We start from the raw sequence: 24579 nt of genomic DNA on the forward strand, positions 1-24579 counted from the left end.
AAACTTTAGAGGTTATTTTTTATTTTGCTAAATATCCATCAAGAATTTTTTCTAGTTGACCTTTACTATGGAAGCCTGTCAATTTCTCCACTACTTCGCCATCTTTTTTGATAACTAATGTTGGGATTGCCATTATTCCGAATTCTTCTGGAGTATTTGGATTTTCATCAACATCCATTTTTGTAAACTTAACTGCATCATTTTCGTCAGCAAGTTCTTCAATAACAGGTGATTGCATACGACAAGGACCACACCAAGTTGCCCAAAAGTCAGTTAATACAACACCTTCTGCTGTTTCTTCTTTAAAAGTCTTATCTGTTAGTTCATCAACCATAATAAGATCTCCTTTTCTATCGATAGAATGATATTACCACTTTTATTTTTATATACAAACGTTTTAGCTCATTTTATAAATTAACTATTGTAGCGCCTGAACCACCTGAACTGGCTGGAGCATATTCAAATGATTTTACTCTAGGATTACTTTGTAAATATTCCTTCACACCATTGCGAATAGCTCCGGTACCAAATCCATGGATGATTGTTACTTGATTATAATTTGATAACAAAGCAGAATCAATAAATTGATCTAACTCAGTCATAGCCTCTTCATATCTCTTACCACGTAGGTCTAGTTTATTAGAAACCGTGGCACTCTTTGTACGTTTCACAAAGGTTTTCTTTTCTTCTACTTCTGGCTCTGTATCAACTTTTTCAAGATCATCACGATTGAATTGCATTTTCAAAATACCAAGTTGAACTTCATATTTTTGATTTTTATCAATCTGTGTAACTATTCCAATTTGACCATATGTTAGTGATCTGACTGAATCGCCAACTTTAATTTCCTGACGTTTTTTACTTCTCTTTAGAACACGATTCTTAGATAGCTCTTCTTCGTGAAGATTATTCAAACCAGTTCTGGCACTTATAATTTTGTCTTCTTTGACAGTTGCGCCTTCTCGTTGCAAACGATGTAATTCTGAAATTATTTTTTCAGATTCCTTTTTAGCATTAGCAACAAGCTGATTAGCTCTAATTTTAGCAGCTTGTAATTCACTTTCTTTAGAGTTATCTAACTTAGTTAACTTATCTTCGTATTCATCTTCTATTTTCTTATTTTGAGATAACTGTTCATCAAGTTTGACAGTTTTATCTTCAAACTCTTTTCGACTATTTTCAAGATCAGTAATCATCTTGTTGAGATCTTGGCTCTCTCCACTCATTAATGACTTAGCTCGTTGAACAACCGAATCCTGCATGCCCAAACGAGAAGTTATATTGAAGGCATTACTTGATCCTGGAATTCCTATCAACAATCGATAGGTTGGTCGTAGTGATTGTTCATCAAATTCCATACTAGAATTGATTGTATCTGTAGTATTATAAGCAAAAATTTTCAATTCAGGATAGTGAGTTGTTGCTACAATTAGACAATCTTTTTCAGATAGTTTCTCCAAAATAGAAATGGCAATAGCCGCACCTTCTTGAGGATCAGTTCCGGCTCCTAATTCATCGATTAAAACCAGACTGTCTTCAGTGGCTTTGTCCATAATATTGATAATATTATCCATATGAGATGAGAATGTACTCAAGTTTTGTTCAATAGATTGTTCATCACCAATATCCACAAAAACCTCATCAAATATAGCAATTTCACTTTCTTCATGAGCTGGAATAAATATACCAGCCTGTGCCATCATTTGAATTAAGCCTAAAGTTTTCATGGTAATAGTTTTACCACCAGTGTTAGGTCCAGTGATTAACATTGTTTTATAATCATCGCCTAATACTATGTCGTTCGCTACGACCTTATCAGGGTCGATTAAGGGATGTTTTGCTTGCTTTAGATTAACTACATGCTTTTCAGAAATAATTGGCTCTGTTGCCTTAATTTGTCTTGCATAGCGTGCTTTAGCATTAATCAAATCTAGTTGAGCTAAAATATCATTGTTCTCTAAAATACGATCAATGTCAGGTCTTACCATGTCAGATAGATTATTAAGAATTCTGATTTCTTCTAATCTTTCAGACGTTTGAGCATCATGTAATTTATTATTTAAATCTACAACCGCTGATGGTTCAATATATAACGTTTGCCCACTAGCACTTTGATCATGGACTACCCCACCAAATTTAGACCTATACTCCACTTTAACAGGCACAACAAATCGATTATCCCTCATGGTAACGATAGCTTCAGTTAGATACTTGGTGTTATTACCACGTGTATATTTCTCCATAGATTCTCGTATTTGATCATTTAGCTTTCCTATTTGATCACGTAAGTATTTCAATTCTTCTGAAGCAGAATCTAATACTCGCCCAGTTTCATCGAGAGAATCATGTAATTTTTTGGTCAAATCTGGATTATCTATAAGTTCGTCATTCATTTGATAAAGAACTTTCAACTCGACTTGATCAACTTGTAAATCTTCAAAAAATTCTTTTAAATCATGTGTTGTTTGAAGCACTTTACCAATCTCTGCTAGTTCAGTTCCATTTAGGTTACCATCTTTTTTCAAACGATTGGCTTGGTCACTCAAATCGTTTAATTTTCTAAGTGGTATTTCTCCTTTTAGTCTAGCAATTTCTAATCCATCTTTTGTCTGATCAATTAATGTTTGAACAATTGATTCTTTTGACATTGGCATTAATTTTTTTAACAGACTTTGGCCTCTTGCTGTAATTAGATATCTAGAAATCTCTTCTCTGATTTTTCCAAACTCTAAAATATTTAAAGCCTTTTTGTTCATTAGTATTTCCTCTTTTTAAATTCAAATTAATAAAGACTAAGGCATTATTATGCCTTAGTCTTTTATTCTTAAAGTACACTCAACCATAAATTAGTAATGTTATGAGTTAATATCGGTGTACTAGTAATTATTGACGATGCTAAAAATGAATGTTTCATAGCATCTTGCAAACCAGCTACTGGAATAAGAGCCATTAAAAGTAAGATAAGAAATATTCCAATATAATTTACAATAAGTCCTAAGATTCCACCACTCAGAACATTTACGTCATTTGTCATTGGAAAATATGTTAATCGTTTAAAGTATAGGCCAGCTATTCTCATAACAACCCAACCAACAAAACATACAAAGACAAATCCAAATGCACTATAAAATACACTATCTAGTTTAATTCCTAATGAGTTTGAGAAAAACGCAAACTTACTATCTAGAGTGGCTGATGGATATGGTATTAACATTTCAAATTTTGGACCTAATGATTTAAATGAAAGTGCTGCTATAACAAAAAATACTGCATAACCGGCTGTATAGAACAATTGCATCATTAAGCCTCGTCTTGCACCAATATAAAATCCATATATGAGTACCAAGATAATTAATAGACTTAGCATTTCTTCCCCTTATTACGTGAGTGTTTTTTATATAAAACAAACCATGAATCTGATATGATTCATGATTTTTGAATAAAACTACTCTTCGTCATCTGATATAAATGTATTTAATACTTCTTGAACCATTTCCCATTCTTCATCATCTTCAACTGGGTTTAGTTCTCCTGCATCTATATCACCATTTGCATCTGGTTGGAATGAAAAAGCCTGTATTTCAATTTCATCTGAATCTTCATCCGCCTTAGGATATAAGAAGACATATGATTTACCATAGTCGTCTGAATCAAATGTAAAAAGAATTTTAAATGTTTCTTCATTTCCTTGATCGTCACTTAATAATACTTCATCTAAATCACCATGAGGTGGTTGTATGTTGTTATCTGCCATTAAAAATTACTCCTTCGTGAGCTTTCCTTTTGCGTCTAAATAGTTTTGTAGAATCATCTCAGACGCTACTTTATCTATGACTTGTTTTCGCTTATTTCTAGAAACATTACCCTCATCAATCAGCATTCTTTCAGCTTGAACAGTTGTTAAGCGTTCATCAATGTAATCAACTGGTAAATTAAATTTGTCTTCAACCATCTGACCATATTCGCGTGATTTTTCCACACGAGGTCCTTCGGTATTATTCATATTTTTAGGTAGGCCAATGACGACACCTGTAGCTTGTTTTTCTTTGATGATCTCACCTAGTCTATCTAAGCCAAAGTCATCTTTATCTTCATTGATACGGATTATTTCTACACCTTGGGCAGTCCAGCCTAGTAAATCACTCACTGAAACACCTACTGTTCTTGACCCAACATCCAGTCCTAATAATCTCATCTAAACATTCTTATTAAGATAGTCTTTAACAATTTCTTCAACTATCTCATCTCTTTCATGTTTTAGTATAAGATTTCTCGCATCATTGTAACGAGGAATATAAGCCGGATCTCCAGAAAGAAGATAACCTACTATTTGGTTAATAGGATTATAACCTTTTTCCTCTAGAGATTGGTATACACTTTGCAAAGTTTCTTTGACATCTTTGCCTTTATTATTATTAAAATCGAAGCTCATAGTTTTATCTAGTGAACTCATATCGACACCTCCATTGGGCACAAACTAAAAATAAGCTAAACTAATAGATACATTATAACTTAAATTAGTTAGATTTAATAATTTCTTTCGACATTTGGATAGCTTTTTGTAGTCCAGCGGGATCTTTTCCACCTGCTTGAGCCATATCTGGGCGACCGCCGCCGCCCCCTTTAATTTCTCCAGAAATTTGTTTTATTAAATCTCCAGCCTTGATTCCTTTAGACTGTGCTTCATCGTTTACTGCAACAACAAGACTTGCCTTATCGTCAGCACCTGTTCCAAGTACCAATACATCAGAACTATTATTGTTCTTCCAATTATCTGCTAACTTACGTAGAGAACCCATATCAGAACCAGGAACGATAGTTGCTATTACTCTAAGGTCGTTAATTATATCAACATTCTCGAACACTTGACCAGATTTTTGACTTGTAATTTGATCTTTTAATTTTTGATTCTCGCGTTTTAATGTTTTCACATCATTAACTATTTGACTTGCTTGTTTTGGTAAATCTTTTACTTGATTTACTTTCATGTTATCAGCTGTTTCTTGAAGTAAGCTTAAATTATTATTCAAATATTCAAATGCTTCCTTACCAGTAACTGCTTCAATTCTACGAACACCAGAACCAACGGCTGATTCAGAAATTATTTTGAATAATCCAATTTCAGAAGTATTTGAAACATGAGTACCACCACAGAATTCCATTGAGTAATCATCAACTTCAACAACACGAACTATATCACCATATTTGTCTCCAAACATTGCAATAGCGCCCTTCTTTTGAGCTTCTTCAATTGGTAATTCTTCAGTTACAACAGGAATAGCTTGCCATATCTTTTCATTAACAATTTTTTCCAAGTTAGAAAGTTCTTCAGATGACAGACCCTTATTACTGTTAAAGTCAAAACGTAAATATCCTTCTTCAACCAATGATCCAGCTTGATGAGTATTCTCATTAACAACATCCCTCAAAGCTTGATCCAACAAATGTGTGGCGGTGTGATTATGACGGACTCCCTCACGGAAATCTACATCAATCTTCAACAAATAATTTTGGTCTTTTGATAGATCAGCAAGTACATTTACCAAATGGATATTTTGACCATTAGGTGCGTGTTGAACATCGACGACTTCCGCTACTTTGTTATCCTTTGAATCATAAATAAATCCTTTATCGGCAACTTGTCCACCCATTTCTGCATAGAATGGAGTTTTATCAAATATTAATTGTGCTTGTCCTTCTGAAACTGAATCAACTAAAGAATCTGATACAACGATATCCTTCAATACAGAATTTGTTTCATTTTCTGTATATCCAACAAACTCACTCTTAGTTTCGATATCCATCAATGTTTCATCTTGCATACCCATTGATTGCATATTACCTCTAGCTGAACGAGCACGTTGTTTTTGTTGTTCCATATGATCTTGGAATCCATCTTGATCTACTTTCAAACCTTCGTCATTGGCATATTCTACAGTCATTTCTAGTGGGAATCCATATGTATCATATAGTTTGAAAGCTGTGGCACCATCTATTGTGCTATCATTTGAAGACTTAAGTTGAGCAATAACATCATTTAGAAGTGTCAAACCTGCATCCAATGTTTCAGAAAAACGATCTTCCTCATTTTTTATTGTTTCAGCAACGAACTCACTTTGTTCACTGACGTTAGGATAGTAGCTCTTCATAATATCGCCAACTATTGGAACCAGTTTATACAAGAAAGCCCCATCTATGCCCAATTTTTTACCGTTTAATACAGCTCTTCTAATAAGACGTCTAATAACATATCCACGTCCTTCATTAGAAGGCAATGCTCCATCAGATACAGCAAACGAAACTGTACGAGCATGATCAGCAATTATTTTAAATGAGACATCATCTTCTGGAGTTTTTCCGTATGAACGATTATCAGAAATTTTAGAAACATTTTCAATTAATGGCATAAATAAATCTGTTTCAAAATTAGTTTTTGTTCCTTGTATGATAGAAACTAGTCTTTCTAGTCCCATACCCGTATCAATATTTTTATGTGGTTGTTCAACATAGCTACCATCTGGTAAATGATTTAATTCAGAAAAAACAATATTCCAGACTTCTAGATAGCGTTCATTTTCTCCACCAGGTCTGTTTTCTGGATCATCTTCAGAAACATTATTGAATTCTTGACCTCGATCATAAAAAATTTCTGAATCAGGTCCACATGGGCCTTCACCAATATCCCAGAAGTTATCTTCTTCTTCGATGATATGATCTTCAGCTACTCCTGTTTTTAACCATATTTCTTTAGCTAACTTATCTTTAGGATAAACTGTGACATAGATTTTTTCTTCATCCATATCAATCCATTCTGGACTTGTTAAAAATTCGTATGCCCAAGGAATAGCATCTTCTTTAAAATAATCACCTACTGAAAAATTACCAAGCATTTCGAAAAAAGTTTGGTGACGAGCAGTGTGACCGACATTTTCAATATCATTTGTTCTGATACATTTTTGAGCATTTGTAATTCTTGGATTTTCAGGAATAACACTTCCATCAAAATATTTCTTCAATGTAGCAACACCTGAGTTAATCCACAACAATGTTGGATCATCTTTTGGTATTAGAGATACACTGGGTTCTACACTGTGTTTTTTTGATTTAAAAAAATCTAAGAACATTTGTCTTATTTCTGCACTAGATAATTCTTTCATAATATATTCTCCCAAAATAAATTAAAAAAATCGCTGCAAATTCAAGGACGCCTATGCGCGGTACCACCTTGATTGCAACGATTTTCGTTAGCCTCTTTATTAAATAAATCTATAATTTGATTACACTTTGAATTGGTAGCATCAAATATTCTACTATCAGGCTTTCTCAGCAGTTAGCCCTCTCTTTTGATAGCGAATCTATTTGATATATCCTTCTAAAAATATAGCGAGATATCAAGCATTTGTCAATATCATTAATTTATCTATGATTATTATTTTCTTTACGACGAACTCGATCTTGTTTAGCTTCTTGACGATTATTAATTCTTGTCTTTCTCTTACGTTCAGTAGTAATAGCTTGTTTGATTTTCTTTTTATAACCAGGTTTTTTCTTGTTTTTTTGCTTTTTAACAAAACCCACAAGTTTTGGCTCTAGTTTTTCTTGTGATGCATTACGATTTTGACGTCGATCACGTTCTTGAACATCAACAATTTCATCTTTGCGCAAATCCTTAGGTGCAAACTTGATACCTAATTTTTCAATAGCATCGATCTTATTTTCTTCACCTGGACGGTAAAGTGTAATTGCAATACCGCTTAACTTATTACGACCAGTACGTCCTACACGGTGAATAAAGAAGTCCAAATCATCTGGTATTTCAGCATTAATTACATGTGAAATACCTGTTATATCAATACCACGTGCAGCTAAATCAGTAGCCACAACATATTGGTATTCCATATTTTCAATTTGCTTCATAACACGCTTACGTTCTCTAGGTGTTAATCCACCATGAATTTTGGCAACTTTTAACCCTTGACCACGCAAATAACTATGAATATCATCTACAGAGCTTTTGGTATTAGCAAATATCAAAGCAAGATACGGAGATCCTATTGTTAATAATTGATAAATTAATTTATTTTTGTCTTTACCTTTTGTTGATATCAACCAGTTTTCAACATTTTTTGCAGTAACTGAACCAGTTTTAATCTCAACTTTTTTAGGAGCATTCATATACTTCTTTAAAAATGGTTCTAACTTTTGAGGAATAGTAGCAGAGAAGACCATCATCTCTACTGTATCTGGCATCTTTGAAGAAATATGTTCTACATCATCTAAGAATCCCATGTCCAAAGTCATATCAGCTTCATCAACTACAAATCTAGAGGCAGTATCAACTCTTAGATAGTTATCTCTTATAAGATCCCAAATTCTACCTGGTGTACCAATAACAATTTGTGGTTGTGATGACGATAATTTTTTCTTTTGGCGATCGCGATCTGCCCCACCAACAAAAATAGAAGCTTGATATTCTGAAGAAAAATTCTTCAAAATATTTTTTGTATCGTTATAAATTTGATAAGCTAATTCTCTACTTGGAGTAGCAATAACAGTCTGAACTTGTTGATCAGGTGTTATAGCGTTCATTATTGGTAATAAGAAAGCATGCGTCTTACCAGAACCAGTTTCTGACTGGACTATAATATCTTTCCCTTTATTAATCAATGAAATAACGGCTTCTTGAACCTCAGTTGGTTCATCAAATCCGATATCTTTCAGTGATTCGTTAATTTCATCACGGAAATTATACTGTGAAAATTTTGTCATTTATTTTTCCTTTAATTTGTATTCGTTAACTGCAGCAATCAATTCCTTGAAAATTTGGTCAATTTCATTTCGATCCTTAGCATTTGCTCCACTAGCAAGTGGGTGACCACCGCCATCATGTAGTTTAGCAATTTCATTTATCACGGGGCCTTGCGAACGGAAATGCATTCTAAAAGTTCCATCATCTTTCTCGACAGCTTCAACCCAACTAGTTACTTCTTTTAGTCTCCCTGGTGTTGAAACAGCTGAGTTAGCTTGTTCTTGATTTAGACCAATTTTTGACATCATTTCTTTATCAATGATAACAAGTGCTGCTCCACTTGGATCGATTTTAATTACATTGAAAACCTCACTCTGAAGTTTGGCTTGGGCTATGGTAATCTCATTCATTTTTTGATTAATAGAACTTGTATCTAGTCCCAAATCTAAGAATTTACCTGCAGTTTGTAAGGTATGTGAAGTAGTTGCTGGGTATAGGAATCTACCTGTATCCCCAACTATACCTGCGTATAGATAGTAAGCTATTTCTTTAGATAACTTCATTTCATCAGAACTTTCAATTAAATCAGAAATAATTTCAGAACTAGAGCTTGCCTCATCATCAACATATAGCATATCACCATATGAATCATCATTTGGGTGATGATCTATTTTAATTAAAAAATCACCGTTATTAAAACGATCGTCATCAACTCTTGGTTGGTTAGCTGTATCTGTAACAATAACTAAACTACCCTCAAAATCGCTGTCTTTGATATCTTGCATTTCTGATAACCAAATTAAGCCCTTGGAGTTCTGTCCACCAATCAAAACTTCCTTATCTGGATATGCTTGGCGAATAGCAGTTGCTAACCCTCCCTGTGATCCTAGTGCATCAGGATCCGGATTCTGATGTCTCAAAATTATAATTTTTTGATATTTCTTGATTGTATTGTCTATTTCTTGAAATGTATTCATTAGTTATCCTCTTTCGAAAACAAATTTAATGACAACTCTTCAAATGATAAAGAATCAAGATTTGTCAAAGTTATCCCTAGCAAACGAATTTTTTTATCTACAATGTCTAATTTATCATATATATCTAGTGCAATTCTATAAATATCGTCTTGCTCGTAAATATAATCTTGAAATGTCATTCTTTTTGTTGTCGTTTCAAATTGATCGTCACGAACTTTTAAAACAATTGTTTTGCCATGAAGTCTTTTTTTAGACAAATCAGCGCTTACCATTTCAGATATTCTTTTCAGTTCTTTAAATATTTGTTCATCAGTTACCAAATTTTGTGTGAAAGTCCTCTCACGTCCTATGGATTTTCGTTCTCGTAAATTATTAACGGGTGCTTCATCAATGCCATTAATTCTCCGATACATGATATAGCCCATTTTACCGAAAGTATTAAGGAATGTGTCTTGTGATAAATCCTGTAAATCAGCACCTGTATACACATCCATCGAATGCAATTTTTCCTGCATAACTTTTCCAATACCATTAAACTTTTCAATGGGAATATTACTCATAAACTCTAGTGCATATTCTTTCAAAACGATTGTTCTACCAAAAGGTTTTCGGTATCCTGATGCAATTTTAGCTAAAAATTTATTGTAAGAAATTCCTACTGAAGATGTTAATCCAGTCTCTTTCAAAATTCTTTGCTGTATATAATTAGCTATTTTAATTGTGTTTGTTTCATCCAACTTATTTTCAGTAACATCTAGATATGCTTCATCTAGAGCGACAGATTCATAAACATCAGTAACGTCGGAAAATATATCGTGAATTTGCTGCGAAACTTCTTGATATAAAGTAAAGTTTGGATCTTTCAATACTAACTCACTAGAAGGTATTAAATCTAAAGCTTTTTGAGCTGGCATAGCAGAATGGACACCATATTTTCTAGCGTTATAGTTAGCAGTTGTAACAACACCATGATGATTATGTTTCCTAGGATCAGGTGCAACAACAAGTGCCTTCTTTTTATATTGAGGATTTTCTCTTTCTTCTACAGACGCGAAAAAAGCATCCATGTCAACATGGATGACTTTTCTCGATGAATCTATTTTCGTTGGTATTTTTAAAAATGTAATATTACCACACCCATTTATTATTATCTTGTGCCAATAGTAGATCAGACAACGCTGGTCCCCTGGTCATACTTAAATAGTTAGGGAAATCAGGTTCTTCACTATCCCATTTTTGACGAATAACATCAATATATTTCCAAGTACTTTGTAATTCATTCCAGAAAGTGAAGTTAACTTTGTTTCCTGAAAGAATATCAATGATTAAACTTTCGTATGCTTCACGAGCATTATCAAAGTAATCAGCTTGTTCTGGGAATTTGATCAAGTTTTGATCACCTTCTAAGTAATCTTTTCCATTAACTTGTATATTTGATCCTTCACTAGGTTCAATGTATAAGGTTACTACTGTATTAGCGTCAATTCCAAATTCAGTTACTTTGTCATTGAAAACAATATCAATACGAGAAGACTTATCAACTAATCTCTTACCTGATCTAACGTAGAACGGTACGTTTTCCCAACGATCAATAGCAAATTCCATTTTACCAGCAGCATATGTATCAATATTTGAATTAGGATCAACATTGTCCTCTTGACGATATGCCTTCATTTGACCTTTTTCATCAGTATCATATTGTCCACGAATGAAATTATCATCAACCGTCTCGGGAGTTAATATTTTCAAACTAGCAAATAATTCATTCTTTAATTCATGAACTTCACTATCTTTTTTAATTTCAGGATGATCAACTGCAAGTGAACCAATGATTTGCATTATATGATTTTGAACCATATCACGTAGAACACCAGATGTTTCGTAGTAGCCACCACGTTCTTCAACACCTAATGATTCAGCTAATGTAACTTGGATATTTGACACATACTTATTGTTCAAAATTTTCTCAAAAGTAGTGTTTTTCTCACGAATATTAGCTATTTCTTGAACCATCTTTTTACCGAGATAGTGATCTATACGATAAATTTCTTCTTCAGTAAATGCTTGGGAAATATCGTTATTTAGTTCTTCAGCACTTGCGTAGTCACGACCAAATGGTTTTTCAATAACAAGACGATTGAATCCTTCTGTCTTCAATCCTTCACTATTGATATGTTCAGCAACTGTTCCAAAGAATCTAGGTGCAATTGCCATGTAGTAAACTCGGTTACTATTTGTTTCAAATTGATCATCTAAACTAGCTGCTAGCTCTTTTAGAGCTATATAATGTGCAGCATCATTAACATCATGTGACATATAGAAGAAGTGCTTAACAAATTCAGAAATATCATTTGAATTGATATTTTTAATTTCATTATTTAATGATTCTTCGATAGTTTCACGGAAATAATCGTCAGTCCAAGGTCTTCTAGCTGTTCCAATAACAGCAAAATGATCTTTTAAGTATCCTGATTTATAAAGTCTAAATAGTGCTGGGTAAAGCTTACGATGTGCCAAATCACCTGACGCACCAAAGATAATAAAAACAGCTGATTTTTCTTCTGACATTACTAAACTCCTTTTATTCTAATAAGAATATTTTACTGCATTATCGCACAATAAATACTAAATTATAACTATTTAAACTAAAAAAGATCGAAACATATTTATGTTTCAATCTTTGTTACTATTTATTGTCTGAATCTTCTTTTTTATCTTCTGTAGCATCTTCTATTTCTTCTGAAGCTTTTGGTTTTGCATATCTGTCATCATTTGCTGATGATGAAGGAGTTGTATTAGCAGCTGCTATATGACGAATAGCATTCATATCAAATGTTAGATATATTCCATCACAATCAAGAACAACTTCCTTTTTATCGTTATTTACTTTATCAATTACACCTTTAAGTCCACTAACAGTTACAACCCTATCACCAGGTTTCATTTGAGAAATCATTTCTTGACGCTTTTGTTGATTCTTCTTTTGTGGTCTCATAATTAGGAAATACATACCGATAAGTAAAATAGCTAAAATTATTAGTGTTGTATATTGACTACTACCATTGTTTTTTTGTGCAAGTAATACTAAGTTAGACAATTTGTTCACCTCATATATTTGATACCTTATAGGATATCAAAGTATTTATTATTTGTAACTAAATAACTTCTTAAAAATTGCGAGCATTTGCTTGATTAAATCCATAATCTTCAAATACAGATTCTCTAAATTCTAATAAATTATCATCTCTAATTGCCTGACGAACACCCTTCATCAAGTTAAGTAGGAAATAAAGATTATGATAACTAGTTAGATGTATTCCAAATAGTTCATCTGCATTTATCAAATGACGGATATAGGCACGACTATAGTTTCGACATGTATAACATTGACAATTTTCATCAATTGGTCGGAAATCACGAGCGTACTTACTATTTTTCACAACGAGACGCCCCTTACTTGTCATACAAGTTCCGTTACGAGCAATTCTTGTAGGAAGAACACAATCAAACATGTCAATTCCACGAATAACACCGTCAATCAATGAATCTGCTGTACCAACACCCATTAGGTAACGAGGTTTATTTTCAGGCAACATTGGTGTTGTAAAATCTAGAACATGGTTCATCTCTTCTTTAGATTCGCCAACTGATAATCCACCGATTGAATATCCTGGAAAATCCATACTAACAAGATCTTGAGCACTTTGTCTTCTCAAATCTTCAAATCCAGCACCTTGAACTATTCCAAACAGTCCTTGAGTTTCTGGATTTCTATGAGCTCTCAATCCTCTTTCAGCCCATCTAGATGTTCTAGCAACTGACTGTTTAATATATTCATAGCTTTCATCAAATGGTGGACATTCGTCCAAACTCATCATAATATCTGGACCCAAATCATTTTCAATTTGAATTGCTTTTTCAGGTGATAAAAATTCACGTTGACCATTCAAATGATTTTTGAAATGTACTCCTGCCTCTGTAATGTCTCGACTGTTGGCAAGTGAGAATACCTGAAAACCACCTGAATCAGTTAAAATACCTTTGTCCCAATTCATAAATTTATGAAGTCCACCGGCTTCTTTAACAATATCTTCACCAGGTCTTAGCCAGAGATGATAAGTATTAGAAAGAATTATTGAAGCACCCATGGTATCCAAATCTTCAGGAGCTATATTTTTGACTGTTGCTTCTGTTCCAACAGGCATAAACATAGGTGTCTCAAAAGTACCATGAGGAGTTTCTAGAAGACCTAATCTAGCACCAGTATGCTTCTCTTTTTTTAATAATGTATATTTAATTGCAGGTTCCATAGTTCTCCTTTATTTAACAAACATTGCATCTCCAAAACTGAAGAAACGATATTTTTCATCGATTGCATGTTGATAAGCGTTTAAAATATTTTCACGACCTGTAAAGGCAGCAACTAGCATAACAAGTGTTGACTTAGGTAAGTGGAAGTTGGTGATAAATTCATCGACAACTTTCCATTCATATCCTGGGTTTATAAATATATCAGTCCAACCACTATCAGCTTTAATTTCACCGTTATATTTTGTACCAATTGTTTCTAATGTGCGAATTGAAGTTGTTCCTGTAGCGATTATTTTACCACCGTTGGCTTTTACTTCATTTAAAGTCTTTGCCGCATCTTCATCTAGTCTATAGAATTCTGAATGCATAACGTGCTTACTAATATCTGATTCACTAACCGGTCTAAAAGTTCCTAAACCTACATGTAATGTTAAGTATACTAATTTAATTCCTTTTTCTTCTACTTTTTTTAATAAATCTTCAGTCCAGTGAAGTCCTGCAGTTGGTGCTGCAGCTGAACCATTTTCTTTTGCATAAACTGTCTGATATCTATCAGGATCATCCAGTTTTTCTTTGATATATGGTGGTAAAGGCATTTCACCAAGTGATTCAATAATTTCTAAGAAAATACCTTCATAGTGAAATTCAATAATTTTTCCACCATGTTCCAACTCTTCTAAAACTTCAGCTACAAGTTTGCCATCACCAAAAGATACCTTAGTTCCAACAGGGGCTTTCTTAGCTGGTTTCATCAAAACTTCCCACTTGTCACCTTCGATATTATTCAAAAGCAAAACTTCTAAGTGAGCGTGTGTATCTTCTTTAACACCGTATAAACGTGCTGGTAAAACACGTGAATTATTCATTACTAGAGCATCTCCAGGATTCATATAATCCAAAATATCATAAAAATGCTTGTCTTCGTATTCACCAGTTTTGTGATCTAAAACTAACATTCTAGAATGATCACGATCTAATATAGGTGTTTGAGCTATTAATTCTTCAGGTAAATTATAATCAAAATCTTCAGTTGTTAATGTCATACTAATTCTCCTCTTTTGGATATGGAAATCCCATATGTTGATATCCTTTAGGCGTTACAACTCGTCCTCTTGCTGTGCGTTTCAAAAATCCTTGTTGCATTAGATAAGGTTCATAGACCGATTCAATCGTTTCCTGATCTTCTCCAATATTTGCAGCAATAACTTTTATTCCTACGGGTCCACCGTTATAAATTTCTATCATCATTGATAAAATTCTACGATCAACTTGATCCAATCCAGCTTCATCGACTTGAAGTTGATCAAGTGCTGATTTAGCTATCTTGTAATCAATCATCGATTGATCTGCTACTTGAGCAAAATCGCGTACCCTTTTTAACAATCGATTGGCAATTCTTGGAGTTCCACGTGATCTTCGTGCAAGTTCATGTGCACCATCTTCATCAACTGCTATATCTAATACATTGGAAGATCTTTTAACAATACTTGCTAATTCGTTTTCAGAATAATATTCCATGTGTTCAACGATTCCAAAACGGTCTCTTAGTGGTGCAGATAACTTACCAGCTGTAGTCGTTGCACCTATTAATGTATACGGTGCGAGCTCATGATGTAGTGATCTAGATTCGCTACCTTGGCCAACTATTATATCGATATAAAAATCTTCCATAGCTGAATAGAGAACTTCTTCCACATTCTTCGGCATGCGATGAATTTCATCGATAAATAGAATATCCCCAGGATTTAACTCATCCAAAACAGCAACCAAATCTCCAGATTTTTCAATTGATGGTCCAGTGGTTGTATGAATGTCTACTCCCATTTCATTTGCAATAATCATTGCAAGTGTAGTCTTACCCAAACCAGGAGGACCATACAATAAAGTGTGATCAAGCGTTTGTTCTCTCTGCTTAGCAGCTTGGATAAATATATCTAACTCTTTTTTTACTTTGTCTTGACCTAGATACTGATCAAATGAACTTGGACGTAATGTAAACTCAGATCTTTGTTCATCGTCGTCAATTATGTTCTGATCAGTTACAAAATCATCATCCATTTTGCTCTCCTTTGTTATTTAGTAAGTAATTTTAGACCTGCACGAAGATACTCATCCGCTGATTTTAAGTTCTCTGTTTTAAGTTGTTCTTTTACTTTTTTGACTTCTTTAGCTGAATAACCAAGTGATTCCAAAGCAGCTAACCCATCTCTTAATTTTTCAGATAAATCTTCTGTTTGAACAGGAATAAAGTCAATTGATAATTGTTTAGATACGCCAACTTTACCAGATAAATCCAAAATAATTTGTTGTGCTGTTTTCTTTCCAATCTTAGGGAACTTGGTCAAAAATTTAGCATCGTTGTTTTCAATTGCAGTAATCAATCCGTTAACATCTTGACTAGCTAAAATTGCCAAAGCACTTTTGGGTCCTATTCCAGAAACACTTATAAGATCTAAAAATATTTTTTTCTCATTAAGATCATAAAACCCATAAAGAGCCTGCTCATTTTCTCTAACAATCTGTTCAACAAAAACTTGTGCTACTTGATCTACTTCATAACGATACGGATTAGAAACATTTATCTTATAACCCACTCCATTAACATCAACAACTATATATGAAGGATTAATTATAGAAATTTTACCAGTTAAATATTCAAACATATCTATTCACTTTCTCTTGTGTCATGAGAATCTTGAATTCTCTTGAACATTTTTTCTAAATCTTTATCACTAAATTCTACCAAAACGGGTCTACCATGTGGGCAATTATATGGATTTTTTGCTTTAGATAATTTTTCTAGTAAATATCTTGCTTGCTTTTCATCTAAATGTTGATTAGCTTTAATAGCTCTTTTACAACTCATCATAATTGCATTTTTTTCTAGATAATCTGCAAGAGTTATATTTTTGTCATTTAATACATAATCAATCATTTCTCTAATTGTCGATTCTTCTTGTCCCTTAACAAACCAAGTTGGATGAGAATTAACTACAAAACTATTTTGACCAAATTCTTCTAAATATAGTCCTAAGCTGTTCAACAAATCCATTCTTTCTTTAATCAGAATACTTTCTGTATTTTGATAGTCCAAAACTATTGGCACCAATAGAGGTTGTTGTGAATGATCAACTTTTGCAATCTCTTCACGATAAAATTCGTAATTAACACGTTCTTGTGCAGCATGTTGATCCACAAAGTAAATTGACTTCTCTGTATCTGCTATTAGATATGTTCCATGTGCTTGACCAACATAACGTAAATCTGGAAAAGTTGAAATTTCAGATGTATTAACCTCATCTTCATTTTGAAGTCTTTCATCCCACTCTTTTAACTTATTCGGATTTTCAAAAATTAATTTTTCTGAAGCTCCATTATCAAATGAGTATTCACTAGACGGAGTTTCCATCGGAATATCTTTAATTTCTGGCTCAGAGATTTGTTCAATTGCAGAAATTTCATCAAAACTAATTTGTTCAGAATGCTGCTTAAATATTGGTTTATTCGTATTTAGATTTGTACGATTAAGGTTTGTTAGTGCATCAGGAATTAAATTTTCTTTTCCCAAGGCATTTTCAATACCAGCTCTGATCATTTCAGCAATGTGACCTTCATTGGTCAATCTTACTTCTTGCTTAGTTGGATGCACATTAATATCTACTAGTGATGGGTCTAAATCTATTTTTATAATTGCAATTGGAAATCTTCCAATCATTAGCTTAGATCCATAGCCTTTTATAATAGCGTTATTTAAAGCATAATTTTTAATATAACGACCATTCAAAATAATCGAAATGTATGAACGATTTGATCTAGTAACTTCTGGTTTAGAAAAGTAACCGCTTATTTGATAATCGTCATCAGAATTTTCAAACTTTAATAAACTACTTGCAATTGTTCTTCCGTATATACCTGATATAGTTTGTGGTAGGTTACTATTTCCTGAAGTCCAAATCAAATCTTTACCGTTATTTATCAATCTAATTGATAATTCAGGATGACCGATAGCAATTCTATCAACAATATCAACGATTTTATTTAATTCAGTCTGTAATGATTTAACATATTTCAATCGTGCAGGAGTATTAAAGAACAGATCCCTTACTTTAACAGTAGTTCCTTGTGGTCTAGCTGAAGTTTCTCTTGATAATAATTCATTACCTTCAAAATTTGCTTTAACAGCTGATAAACCATCATCACTGGTAATCATTTCAACTTTTGATACTGAAGCTATACTAGCTAGCGCTTCACCACGAAAACCAAGGGTAGAAATATTAAATAAGTCGTGATTATCACTTATTTTACTTGTAGAGTGAGGTTGAAAAGCATTTTCTACATCATCTGATGCAATACCAGTTCCATTGTCATTAATTTCAATTAACTTTAAACCAGCATCTTCGACCGTTATAATAATTTGATCTGCTTGAGCATCAATCGAATTTTCTAATAATTCTTTAACTACAGAAGAAGGTCTTTCAATAACTTCTCCAGCCGCTATCTGATTACTCAATTCAACTGGTAACTGATGTATTTTGCCCAAATGACTCACCTCTCTATCTTATAGATTTTTGCCACTTATAGAGCAAGTTCATAGCTTCCATAGGTGTCATATCCATCAAATCTTGATTTCTAATATCAGTTAAAACTTCATTTTCATCATCGTTAGGTTCAAATAATGATAACTGTGATTCTTCTATTTTTAATTCTGGAGTATCATCAGAGACTTCAACATGTTTTTCTTGGTTCTCTAAATTAATTAAAATACTGTCTGCTCTTTTCAAAACTTGAGTTGGTAATCCTGCAAGCTTTGCGACATGAATACCATATGATTTATCAGCAGGACCAGGTAATACTTTATGTAGAAATACTAGAGTTCCATTCTCTTCTGAAGCATCAACATGAACATTCTTTACCCCTGGTAATTCTTCTGTTAACTCAGTTAATTCATGATAATGCGTAGAAAACATAGTTATAGCATGAACGTTTTTGACAATGTATTCGATAATAGATTGTGCAAGTGCCATACCATCATAAGTTGCTGTTCCACGTCCTATTTCATCAAAAATTATCAAACTATGTTCTGTTGCATTTTTAAGGGCGTCATTTGCTTCTCTCATCTCAACCATGAAAGTACTATCACCTGAAATAAGATCATCTGCAGCACCAATTCTAGTGAAGATACGATCAAATATAGGCATGTCAGCTTTTTCCGCAGGTATGTAACAACCAATTTGTGCCATCACAACAGAAAGAGCTAGTTGACGCATGTATGTACTCTTACCAGACATATTGGGACCAGTAATAAGTGCAACATCTGTTTTTTCATCAAATTCAACATCATTAGGAATATAACTATTATTAGACAAAACTTTTTCGACTACTGGATGTCGTCCATCAACAATATTCAAAGTTCTTTTATCGACGAAATTTGGCTTAGTGTAATGGTAGTTTTCACTAACTACAGCAAAGCTCTGTAGAACATCCAATCTAGAAATAATAGTTGCTAGTTCTTGAATACGGCGTATTTCTTTTTTGATTGTTTGTCTAATTCCGTCAAATAATTCATATTCTAGAGCTTGAGATTTATCATCAGCTTCTAAAATAAGAGTTTCTTTTTCTTTAAGTTCAGGGGTAATGTAACGTTCTGCGTTGGTTAAAGTTTGCTTTCTTTGATAGCGATCTTCAGGAACCTTGCCTACGTTACCCTTAGAAACTTCAATATAGTATCCAAATACTTTATTATACCCAACCTTTAGATTACTAATTCCAGTTACTTCTTGTTCCTTTTTTAATAACTGGGCAATCCAATTTTTTCCATTTTTTGAAGCGTCAATATACTCATCTAGCTGATCATTGTAACCTGTTTTAATCAAACCTCCGGAAGTTACTGATATCGGAGGATCATCAACAATTGCATCATCAATAATGCCGTATATATCATCACAGGCATCAATAGCAGTGACCTCTTTTGTTAGTGCTTCATCACCTATGTCTAATAGAATTTCTTTAATCTTAGGTATTTGTTCCAAAGAAGATTTAAGTTGTATCAAATCTCGTCCATTAACTGTTCCATAAGCCACACGCCCAGCTAATCTCTCTAAATCATATACTTTAGTCAAATAATCTTGTAACGAAGATCTTTGGAAAAAATTATCTAAGAATAATTGCAATATATGTTGACGATCTAATAATTCATTTTTATCAACTAGTGGTCTGGATATCCACTGTTTTAAAAGTCTGCCGCCCATAGCAGTTTGAGTCTCATCAAGTAACCAAAGAAGTGTACCTGATTTTTTGTTAGTACGGATATTTTTGAATAATTCCAAATTACTTTGGACATTATAATCCATCTGTAAATAAGATGATGGCTTGTAAGATTGTGCAGGTTTCAAATGATCCAATGCACGTAATTGTGTCTCTTGAAAATAATTTATCAATATCTGAACAGTATTTATTTGTAGCTCTTCAGTCAAATTGTCAAAATTATAATCTAGATTTTCATCATTATCCTTAGCAGTTGAAATTAATATGCCACGCTTAATAATAGGTTCTTGGTATTTAAGCGCGAAAGTATTTGAAACAATAGTTTCTCTTGTATTTAAATTTTGTAACTCATTTACTAATTCGTCATATGAATCAAATGATGTAACCTTAACCTCACCAGTAGATAGGTCAGCATATGCTAGTCCAAAACGCTGCTTTTGATTTGTAACAGCAGTTATGTAGTTATTCTCATTGGAATTATTAGCAGACTCATCCATAATAGTTCCCGGCGTTACAACTCTTGTAATGCCACGTTTAACCATTCCATCTGCCATACTAGGATCCTCTAGTTGATCACAGATAGCTACTTTATAACCTTTTTCAATAAGTGTATCGATATATCCTTGTACAGCATGATGAGGTACACCACACATTGGAATATTGTTATCAGAGTTCTTATTTCTAGATGTTAATGTTAGTTCCAATATTTGAGATGCCTTAACAGCATCTTCGTAAAACATTTCATAGAAATCACCTACACGATACATCAAAAAAGCGTCGGGATAATCTTTTTTCATCTCGACGTATTGTTGCATCATAGGTGTTTCTTTATTTTTTTGTGGCATATCTTTCCTCCACTAATTTAAGTATCTTTGATTATCTGGTGTTATGACATAATTTTGAATTGAAGTAGCAAAATTATTACTATCGTTAATATTAATTACACAAAAATTTATCTGCATTCTACCGTCTTCGTCTACTAGAAATCTCTCAGGTCTTTGAGTCAAAAATCGATTGATAACTGGTTCTTTTTTAACTCCCAAAATTCCATCATATGAACCTGTCATCCCTACATCGGTAAGATATGCGGTAGTCTTGTTAATTAGTTGTGCATCATTTGTCTGTACATGAGTGTGCGTACCAACCACAGCAGAAACACGACCTTCTAAATAACGACCCATAGCAATCTTCTCACTAGTTGTCTCAGCGTGCATGTCTACAAATTTGATCGAATCATCATCCAAATTTTTTAGCAAATTATCTACTTCTAAAAAAGGGTTGTCCAATGGTTGCATCAAAGCAGTACCTTGTAAATCGATGACGTATACCTTTTTTTGATTAATATTTAAGCTTAAGTAGCCTTGGCCAGGAACATTGTCACCTGGAAAATTGTAAGGGCGGACCATATTTTTATCTTTGTTATTAATAAATTCTAGAACCTCACGACGATCCCAAACATGATTACCACCTGTAACAACATCAGCACCTGAATGCAAAATTTGTTGGAATGTATCTTCACTAATACCCTTACCATTCAAAGAATTCTCACCATTAACGATAGTTAACTGTGGTTTTACTTTTCTTTTTATTTGAGGTAAATATTCGTCCAAAGATTTTAACCCGATATTACCTACTACGTCGCCAACAAATAGAATTTTCATTATGTACTTCTCCAATAAAGCTACTTATAGTATATACTTTATCTATTATATAAAATATTTTAGTCAAAAGGGTATTTTAGGAAAAATAAAAATAGTACTTCTTACTTTATTTTTGATAATCTAAAAATCTTATTTGGAATGAAATAAGCTAAAATCAGTTCAAATAAAAAATATTTTGTATATTTATTTTAATGTATAATGTAAATTATTATAATAATATTTCCTGGGGGGTTACATTATGAAAAATAAAACCATTAGTTATTATATTTTACCAGTAGCATTAATTATTGTTTATCTTACTTCCATGATCTACTTCAATCTATTTGATAACTTTAGTAACTGGACTATTATATATCCATCTGTCGTAATCCTTGAAGTCGCATTATTAATGCCTCTAATGAGAGTGACCGGTCAAAAGAACAGTATTATTAGAATACTAAACTTTACTGGAATTGTATTAGCTTTAGCTTTCCTAGTTGTCTTTCTTATAACAGGTACTAAGATTGCACTAGGTTTGGGATTACTATTTTCAACATTAATAATAATGGACAGTTTAATTATTTCGATTTTCAAAAAATAAAAACACTTCAGAGTTTATTCTGAAGTGTTTTTTATTTTATTAAATTACATCATTGGTCCCATACCAGCACCTGGTGCTTGCATTGGATCAGCTGAATCATTTGGTTCTGTCTTATCAGCAACAACTGCTTCTGTTGTTAATAATAGTGCTGATACACTGGCAGCGTTTTGAAGTGCAGATCTTGTAACTTTAGTTGGATCGATAATACCAGATTCAATCATGTTTACCCATTCACCGTTAGCAGCATTGTATCCAACTTCATTTTCTTGTTGTCTTAATCTTTCAACAATTACTGAACCTTCAAGACCAGCATTTTCAGCAATTTGACGTAGTGGTTCTTCAAGAGCACGAACAACTATGTTAATTCCTGTTTGAACATCTCCCTCTCCTTTGACAGAGCTAACAGCTGGGATAATGTTCATCAATGCTGTTCCACCACCAGCAACGTATCCTTCTTCAACAGCGGCACGTGTAGCATTTAGTGCATCTTCAATTCTATATTTACGTTCTTTTAATTCTGTTTCTGTTGCGGCACCAACTTTGATTACAGCAACACCACCAGCTAATTTTGCAAGGCGTTCTTGCAATTTTTCACGATCAAAGTCTGATGTTGTTTCTTCAACTTGTTTCTTAATTGTTTCTACACGTTCTGAGATTTGTGTTGCATCCCCAGAACCTTCGACAATAGTTGTACTATCTTTTGTAACTGTAATACGGCCAGCTTGTCCAAGTTGTTCTAGTGTTGTGTCTTTCAATTCAAGACCCAAATCACTTGTAATAACTGTACCACCAGTTAGGATTGCAATATCTTGTAGTTGTTCTTTACGACGATCACCAAATCCTGGAGCTTTGACGGCTACAACATTGAATGTTCCACGAATCTTATTCAATACAAGTGTTGGCAAGGCTTCACCATCAATATCATCGGCAATAATCAAAAGTGATTTTCCTTGTTGAACAATTTCTTGTAACATTGGCAAGATATCTTGGATATTTGAAATCTTCTTATCTGTAATCAATACATATGGATTTTCTAGATCAGCTTGCATTTTATCGTTATCAGTTACCATGTATTGTGACAAGTAACCACGATCAAATTGCATACCTTCTACAACATCAAGTGTTGTATCGATTCCTTTTGATTCTTCAATTGTGATAACACCATCATTACCAACTTTTTCCATTGCATCAGCGATTAAATCACCGATTTCTTCACTTGCTGAAGAAACTGAAGCAACTTGAGCAATATCTTTTTTACCAGCAACCTTGTGTGAAATCTTGCTTAACTCTTCAACACCGGCTTTAGTCGCCATTTCGATACCATTACGGATACCTACTGGATTAGCTCCTGCAGTCACGTTCTTCATACCTTCATTAAGTAATGCTTGGGCAAGAACTGTAGCTGTTGTTGTACCATCACCAGCGATATCATTTGTTTTTGAAGAAACTTCAGCAACTAATTTTGCTCCCATATCTTCAAAATGATCTTCTAGTTCGATACTTTTTGCAATTGTAACACCATCATTTGTAATTTCAGGTGAACCATATGATTTTTCAATAACAACATTACGACCCTTTGGTCCAATTGTAGTTTTAACAGTATCTGCTAACTTATTAACACCGTCCATCATCTTTGAACGTGCGTCTTCTGAAAATTTAATTTCCTTTGCCATTTCACAAATCCTCTTTTAGTATTAGTATTTTTTATTTTTCAACGATTGCCATAATATCTTTTTCGTGAAGAATTAGGTATTTTTGATCATCAAATGTAACTTCTGATCCTGCATATTTATCGAATAAAACCTTATCTCCATTTTTAACTGTTAAAGCAACTTTTGTTCCATTATCAGAAACTAGTCCTTCACCAACAGCAATAACTTCGGCAGTTTGAGGTTTTTCTTTTGCGTTATTAGCTAGAACAATACCTCCGACAGTCTTTTCTTCTTCTTGATCGACTGATACAATAACTCTATCTCCAAGTGGTTTTAACAATTTTAATACCTCCAGATTTTATGATATCTTTTTTAGCACTCTCAA

General features: G+C 33.3%; 22 protein-coding genes. 1 reads left to right on the plus strand and 21 read right to left on the minus strand.

Going from position 1 to position 24579, the window contains the following annotated elements:
* Window positions 1-19 precede the first annotated feature (19 nt).
* The 19 genes from trxA to EKN01_RS05240 all read right to left on the minus strand — a co-directional run bounded on the left by trxA (window position 20) and on the right by EKN01_RS05240 (window position 21962).
* A complete protein-coding gene (gene trxA, locus EKN01_RS05150) occupies window positions 20-334 on the minus strand; it encodes a thioredoxin (protein WP_129045284.1) in 315 nt (104 codons plus the stop codon).
* 73 nt (window positions 335-407) lie between these two features.
* Window positions 408-2756, minus strand: coding sequence for an endonuclease MutS2 (locus EKN01_RS05155; protein WP_129045285.1), 2349 nt, complete (start codon window positions 2754-2756; stop codon window positions 408-410).
* 68 nt (window positions 2757-2824) lie between these two features.
* Window positions 2825-3367, minus strand: a complete 543-nt coding sequence (locus EKN01_RS05160; protein WP_099975104.1) for a CvpA family protein — start codon at window positions 3365-3367, stop codon at window positions 2825-2827.
* Window positions 3368-3445: 78 nt separating this feature from the next.
* Complete coding sequence (locus EKN01_RS05165) at window positions 3446-3754, minus strand: DUF1292 domain-containing protein (protein ID WP_129045286.1); 309 nt, start codon at window positions 3752-3754, stop codon at window positions 3446-3448.
* Window positions 3755-3760: 6 nt separating this feature from the next.
* Window positions 3761-4195: a Holliday junction resolvase RuvX gene (ruvX, locus tag EKN01_RS05170; protein ID WP_129045287.1), complete on the minus strand. Its 435-nt coding sequence runs from the start codon at window positions 4193-4195 to the stop codon at window positions 3761-3763.
* Window positions 4196-4453, minus strand: a complete 258-nt coding sequence (locus EKN01_RS05175; RefSeq protein WP_099975107.1) for an IreB family regulatory phosphoprotein — start codon at window positions 4451-4453, stop codon at window positions 4196-4198.
* Between the two features lie 64 nt (window positions 4454-4517).
* Complete coding sequence (gene alaS / locus EKN01_RS05180) at window positions 4518-7157, minus strand: alanine--tRNA ligase (protein ID WP_129045288.1); 2640 nt, start codon at window positions 7155-7157, stop codon at window positions 4518-4520.
* Window positions 7158-7416: 259 nt separating this feature from the next.
* On the minus strand, window positions 7417-8769 hold the full coding sequence (locus tag EKN01_RS05185) for a DEAD/DEAH box helicase (protein ID WP_129045289.1): 1353 nt from the start codon (window positions 8767-8769) through the stop codon (window positions 7417-7419).
* Window positions 8770-9726 (minus strand): DHH family phosphoesterase, encoded by a 957-nt coding sequence (locus EKN01_RS05190; RefSeq protein WP_129045290.1) that lies wholly within the window; start codon window positions 9724-9726, stop codon window positions 8770-8772.
* On the minus strand, window positions 9726-10898 hold the full coding sequence (dinB, locus tag EKN01_RS05195; RefSeq protein WP_338323310.1) for a DNA polymerase IV: 1173 nt from the start codon (window positions 10896-10898) through the stop codon (window positions 9726-9728). The genes EKN01_RS05190 and dinB overlap by 1 nt, the downstream gene beginning before the upstream one ends.
* The gene (gene zwf / locus EKN01_RS05200) at window positions 10855-12294 is read right to left on the minus strand and encodes a glucose-6-phosphate dehydrogenase (protein WP_129045292.1); all 1440 of its coding nucleotides are present in this window, start codon (window positions 12292-12294) and stop codon (window positions 10855-10857) included. Before zwf ends, dinB begins: the two co-directional genes overlap by 44 nt.
* A 118-nt stretch (window positions 12295-12412) precedes the next feature.
* On the minus strand, window positions 12413-12823 hold the full coding sequence (gene yajC, locus EKN01_RS05205; RefSeq protein WP_241685257.1) for a preprotein translocase subunit YajC: 411 nt from the start codon (window positions 12821-12823) through the stop codon (window positions 12413-12415).
* A gap of 70 nt (window positions 12824-12893) precedes the next feature.
* The gene (tgt, locus tag EKN01_RS05210; RefSeq protein WP_129045293.1) at window positions 12894-14036 is read right to left on the minus strand and encodes a tRNA guanosine(34) transglycosylase Tgt; all 1143 of its coding nucleotides are present in this window, start codon (window positions 14034-14036) and stop codon (window positions 12894-12896) included.
* A 9-nt stretch (window positions 14037-14045) separates the two neighbouring features.
* A complete protein-coding gene (gene queA / locus EKN01_RS05215; RefSeq protein WP_129045294.1) occupies window positions 14046-15080 on the minus strand; it encodes a tRNA preQ1(34) S-adenosylmethionine ribosyltransferase-isomerase QueA in 1035 nt (344 codons plus the stop codon).
* 1 nt (window position 15081) lies between these two features.
* Entirely contained in the window at window positions 15082-16095 is a 1014-nt protein-coding gene (ruvB, locus tag EKN01_RS05220; protein ID WP_129045295.1) for a Holliday junction branch migration DNA helicase RuvB, read from the minus strand.
* A gap of 14 nt (window positions 16096-16109) precedes the next feature.
* Window positions 16110-16700, minus strand: a complete 591-nt coding sequence (ruvA, locus tag EKN01_RS05225) for a Holliday junction branch migration protein RuvA (protein ID WP_129045296.1) — start codon at window positions 16698-16700, stop codon at window positions 16110-16112.
* A gap of 2 nt (window positions 16701-16702) precedes the next feature.
* Window positions 16703-18577 (minus strand): DNA mismatch repair endonuclease MutL, encoded by a 1875-nt coding sequence (gene mutL / locus EKN01_RS05230; RefSeq protein ID WP_129045297.1) that lies wholly within the window; start codon window positions 18575-18577, stop codon window positions 16703-16705.
* A 13-nt stretch (window positions 18578-18590) separates the two neighbouring features.
* The gene (mutS, locus tag EKN01_RS05235; protein WP_129045298.1) at window positions 18591-21146 is read right to left on the minus strand and encodes a DNA mismatch repair protein MutS; all 2556 of its coding nucleotides are present in this window, start codon (window positions 21144-21146) and stop codon (window positions 18591-18593) included.
* Between the two features lie 12 nt (window positions 21147-21158).
* Window positions 21159-21962, minus strand: a complete 804-nt coding sequence (locus EKN01_RS05240) for a TIGR00282 family metallophosphoesterase (protein WP_129045299.1) — start codon at window positions 21960-21962, stop codon at window positions 21159-21161.
* 238 nt (window positions 21963-22200) lie between these two features.
* Between EKN01_RS05240 and EKN01_RS05245 the strand changes: the two genes are divergently transcribed.
* Window positions 22201-22542, plus strand: a complete 342-nt coding sequence (locus EKN01_RS05245; protein ID WP_129045300.1) for a hypothetical protein — start codon at window positions 22201-22203, stop codon at window positions 22540-22542.
* A gap of 44 nt (window positions 22543-22586) precedes the next feature.
* Here EKN01_RS05245 and groL read toward each other — a convergent pair whose 3' ends face one another.
* On the minus strand, window positions 22587-24215 hold the full coding sequence (groL, locus tag EKN01_RS05250) for a chaperonin GroEL (RefSeq protein WP_129045301.1): 1629 nt from the start codon (window positions 24213-24215) through the stop codon (window positions 22587-22589).
* Window positions 24216-24246: 31 nt separating this feature from the next.
* The gene (gene groES / locus EKN01_RS05255; protein ID WP_099975123.1) at window positions 24247-24534 is read right to left on the minus strand and encodes a co-chaperone GroES; all 288 of its coding nucleotides are present in this window, start codon (window positions 24532-24534) and stop codon (window positions 24247-24249) included.
* Window positions 24535-24579: the final 45 nt, after the last annotated feature.

The organism is Companilactobacillus metriopterae (assembly GCF_004117915.1).
Taxonomy (GTDB): Bacteria; Bacillota; Bacilli; order Lactobacillales; family Lactobacillaceae; genus Companilactobacillus; species Companilactobacillus metriopterae.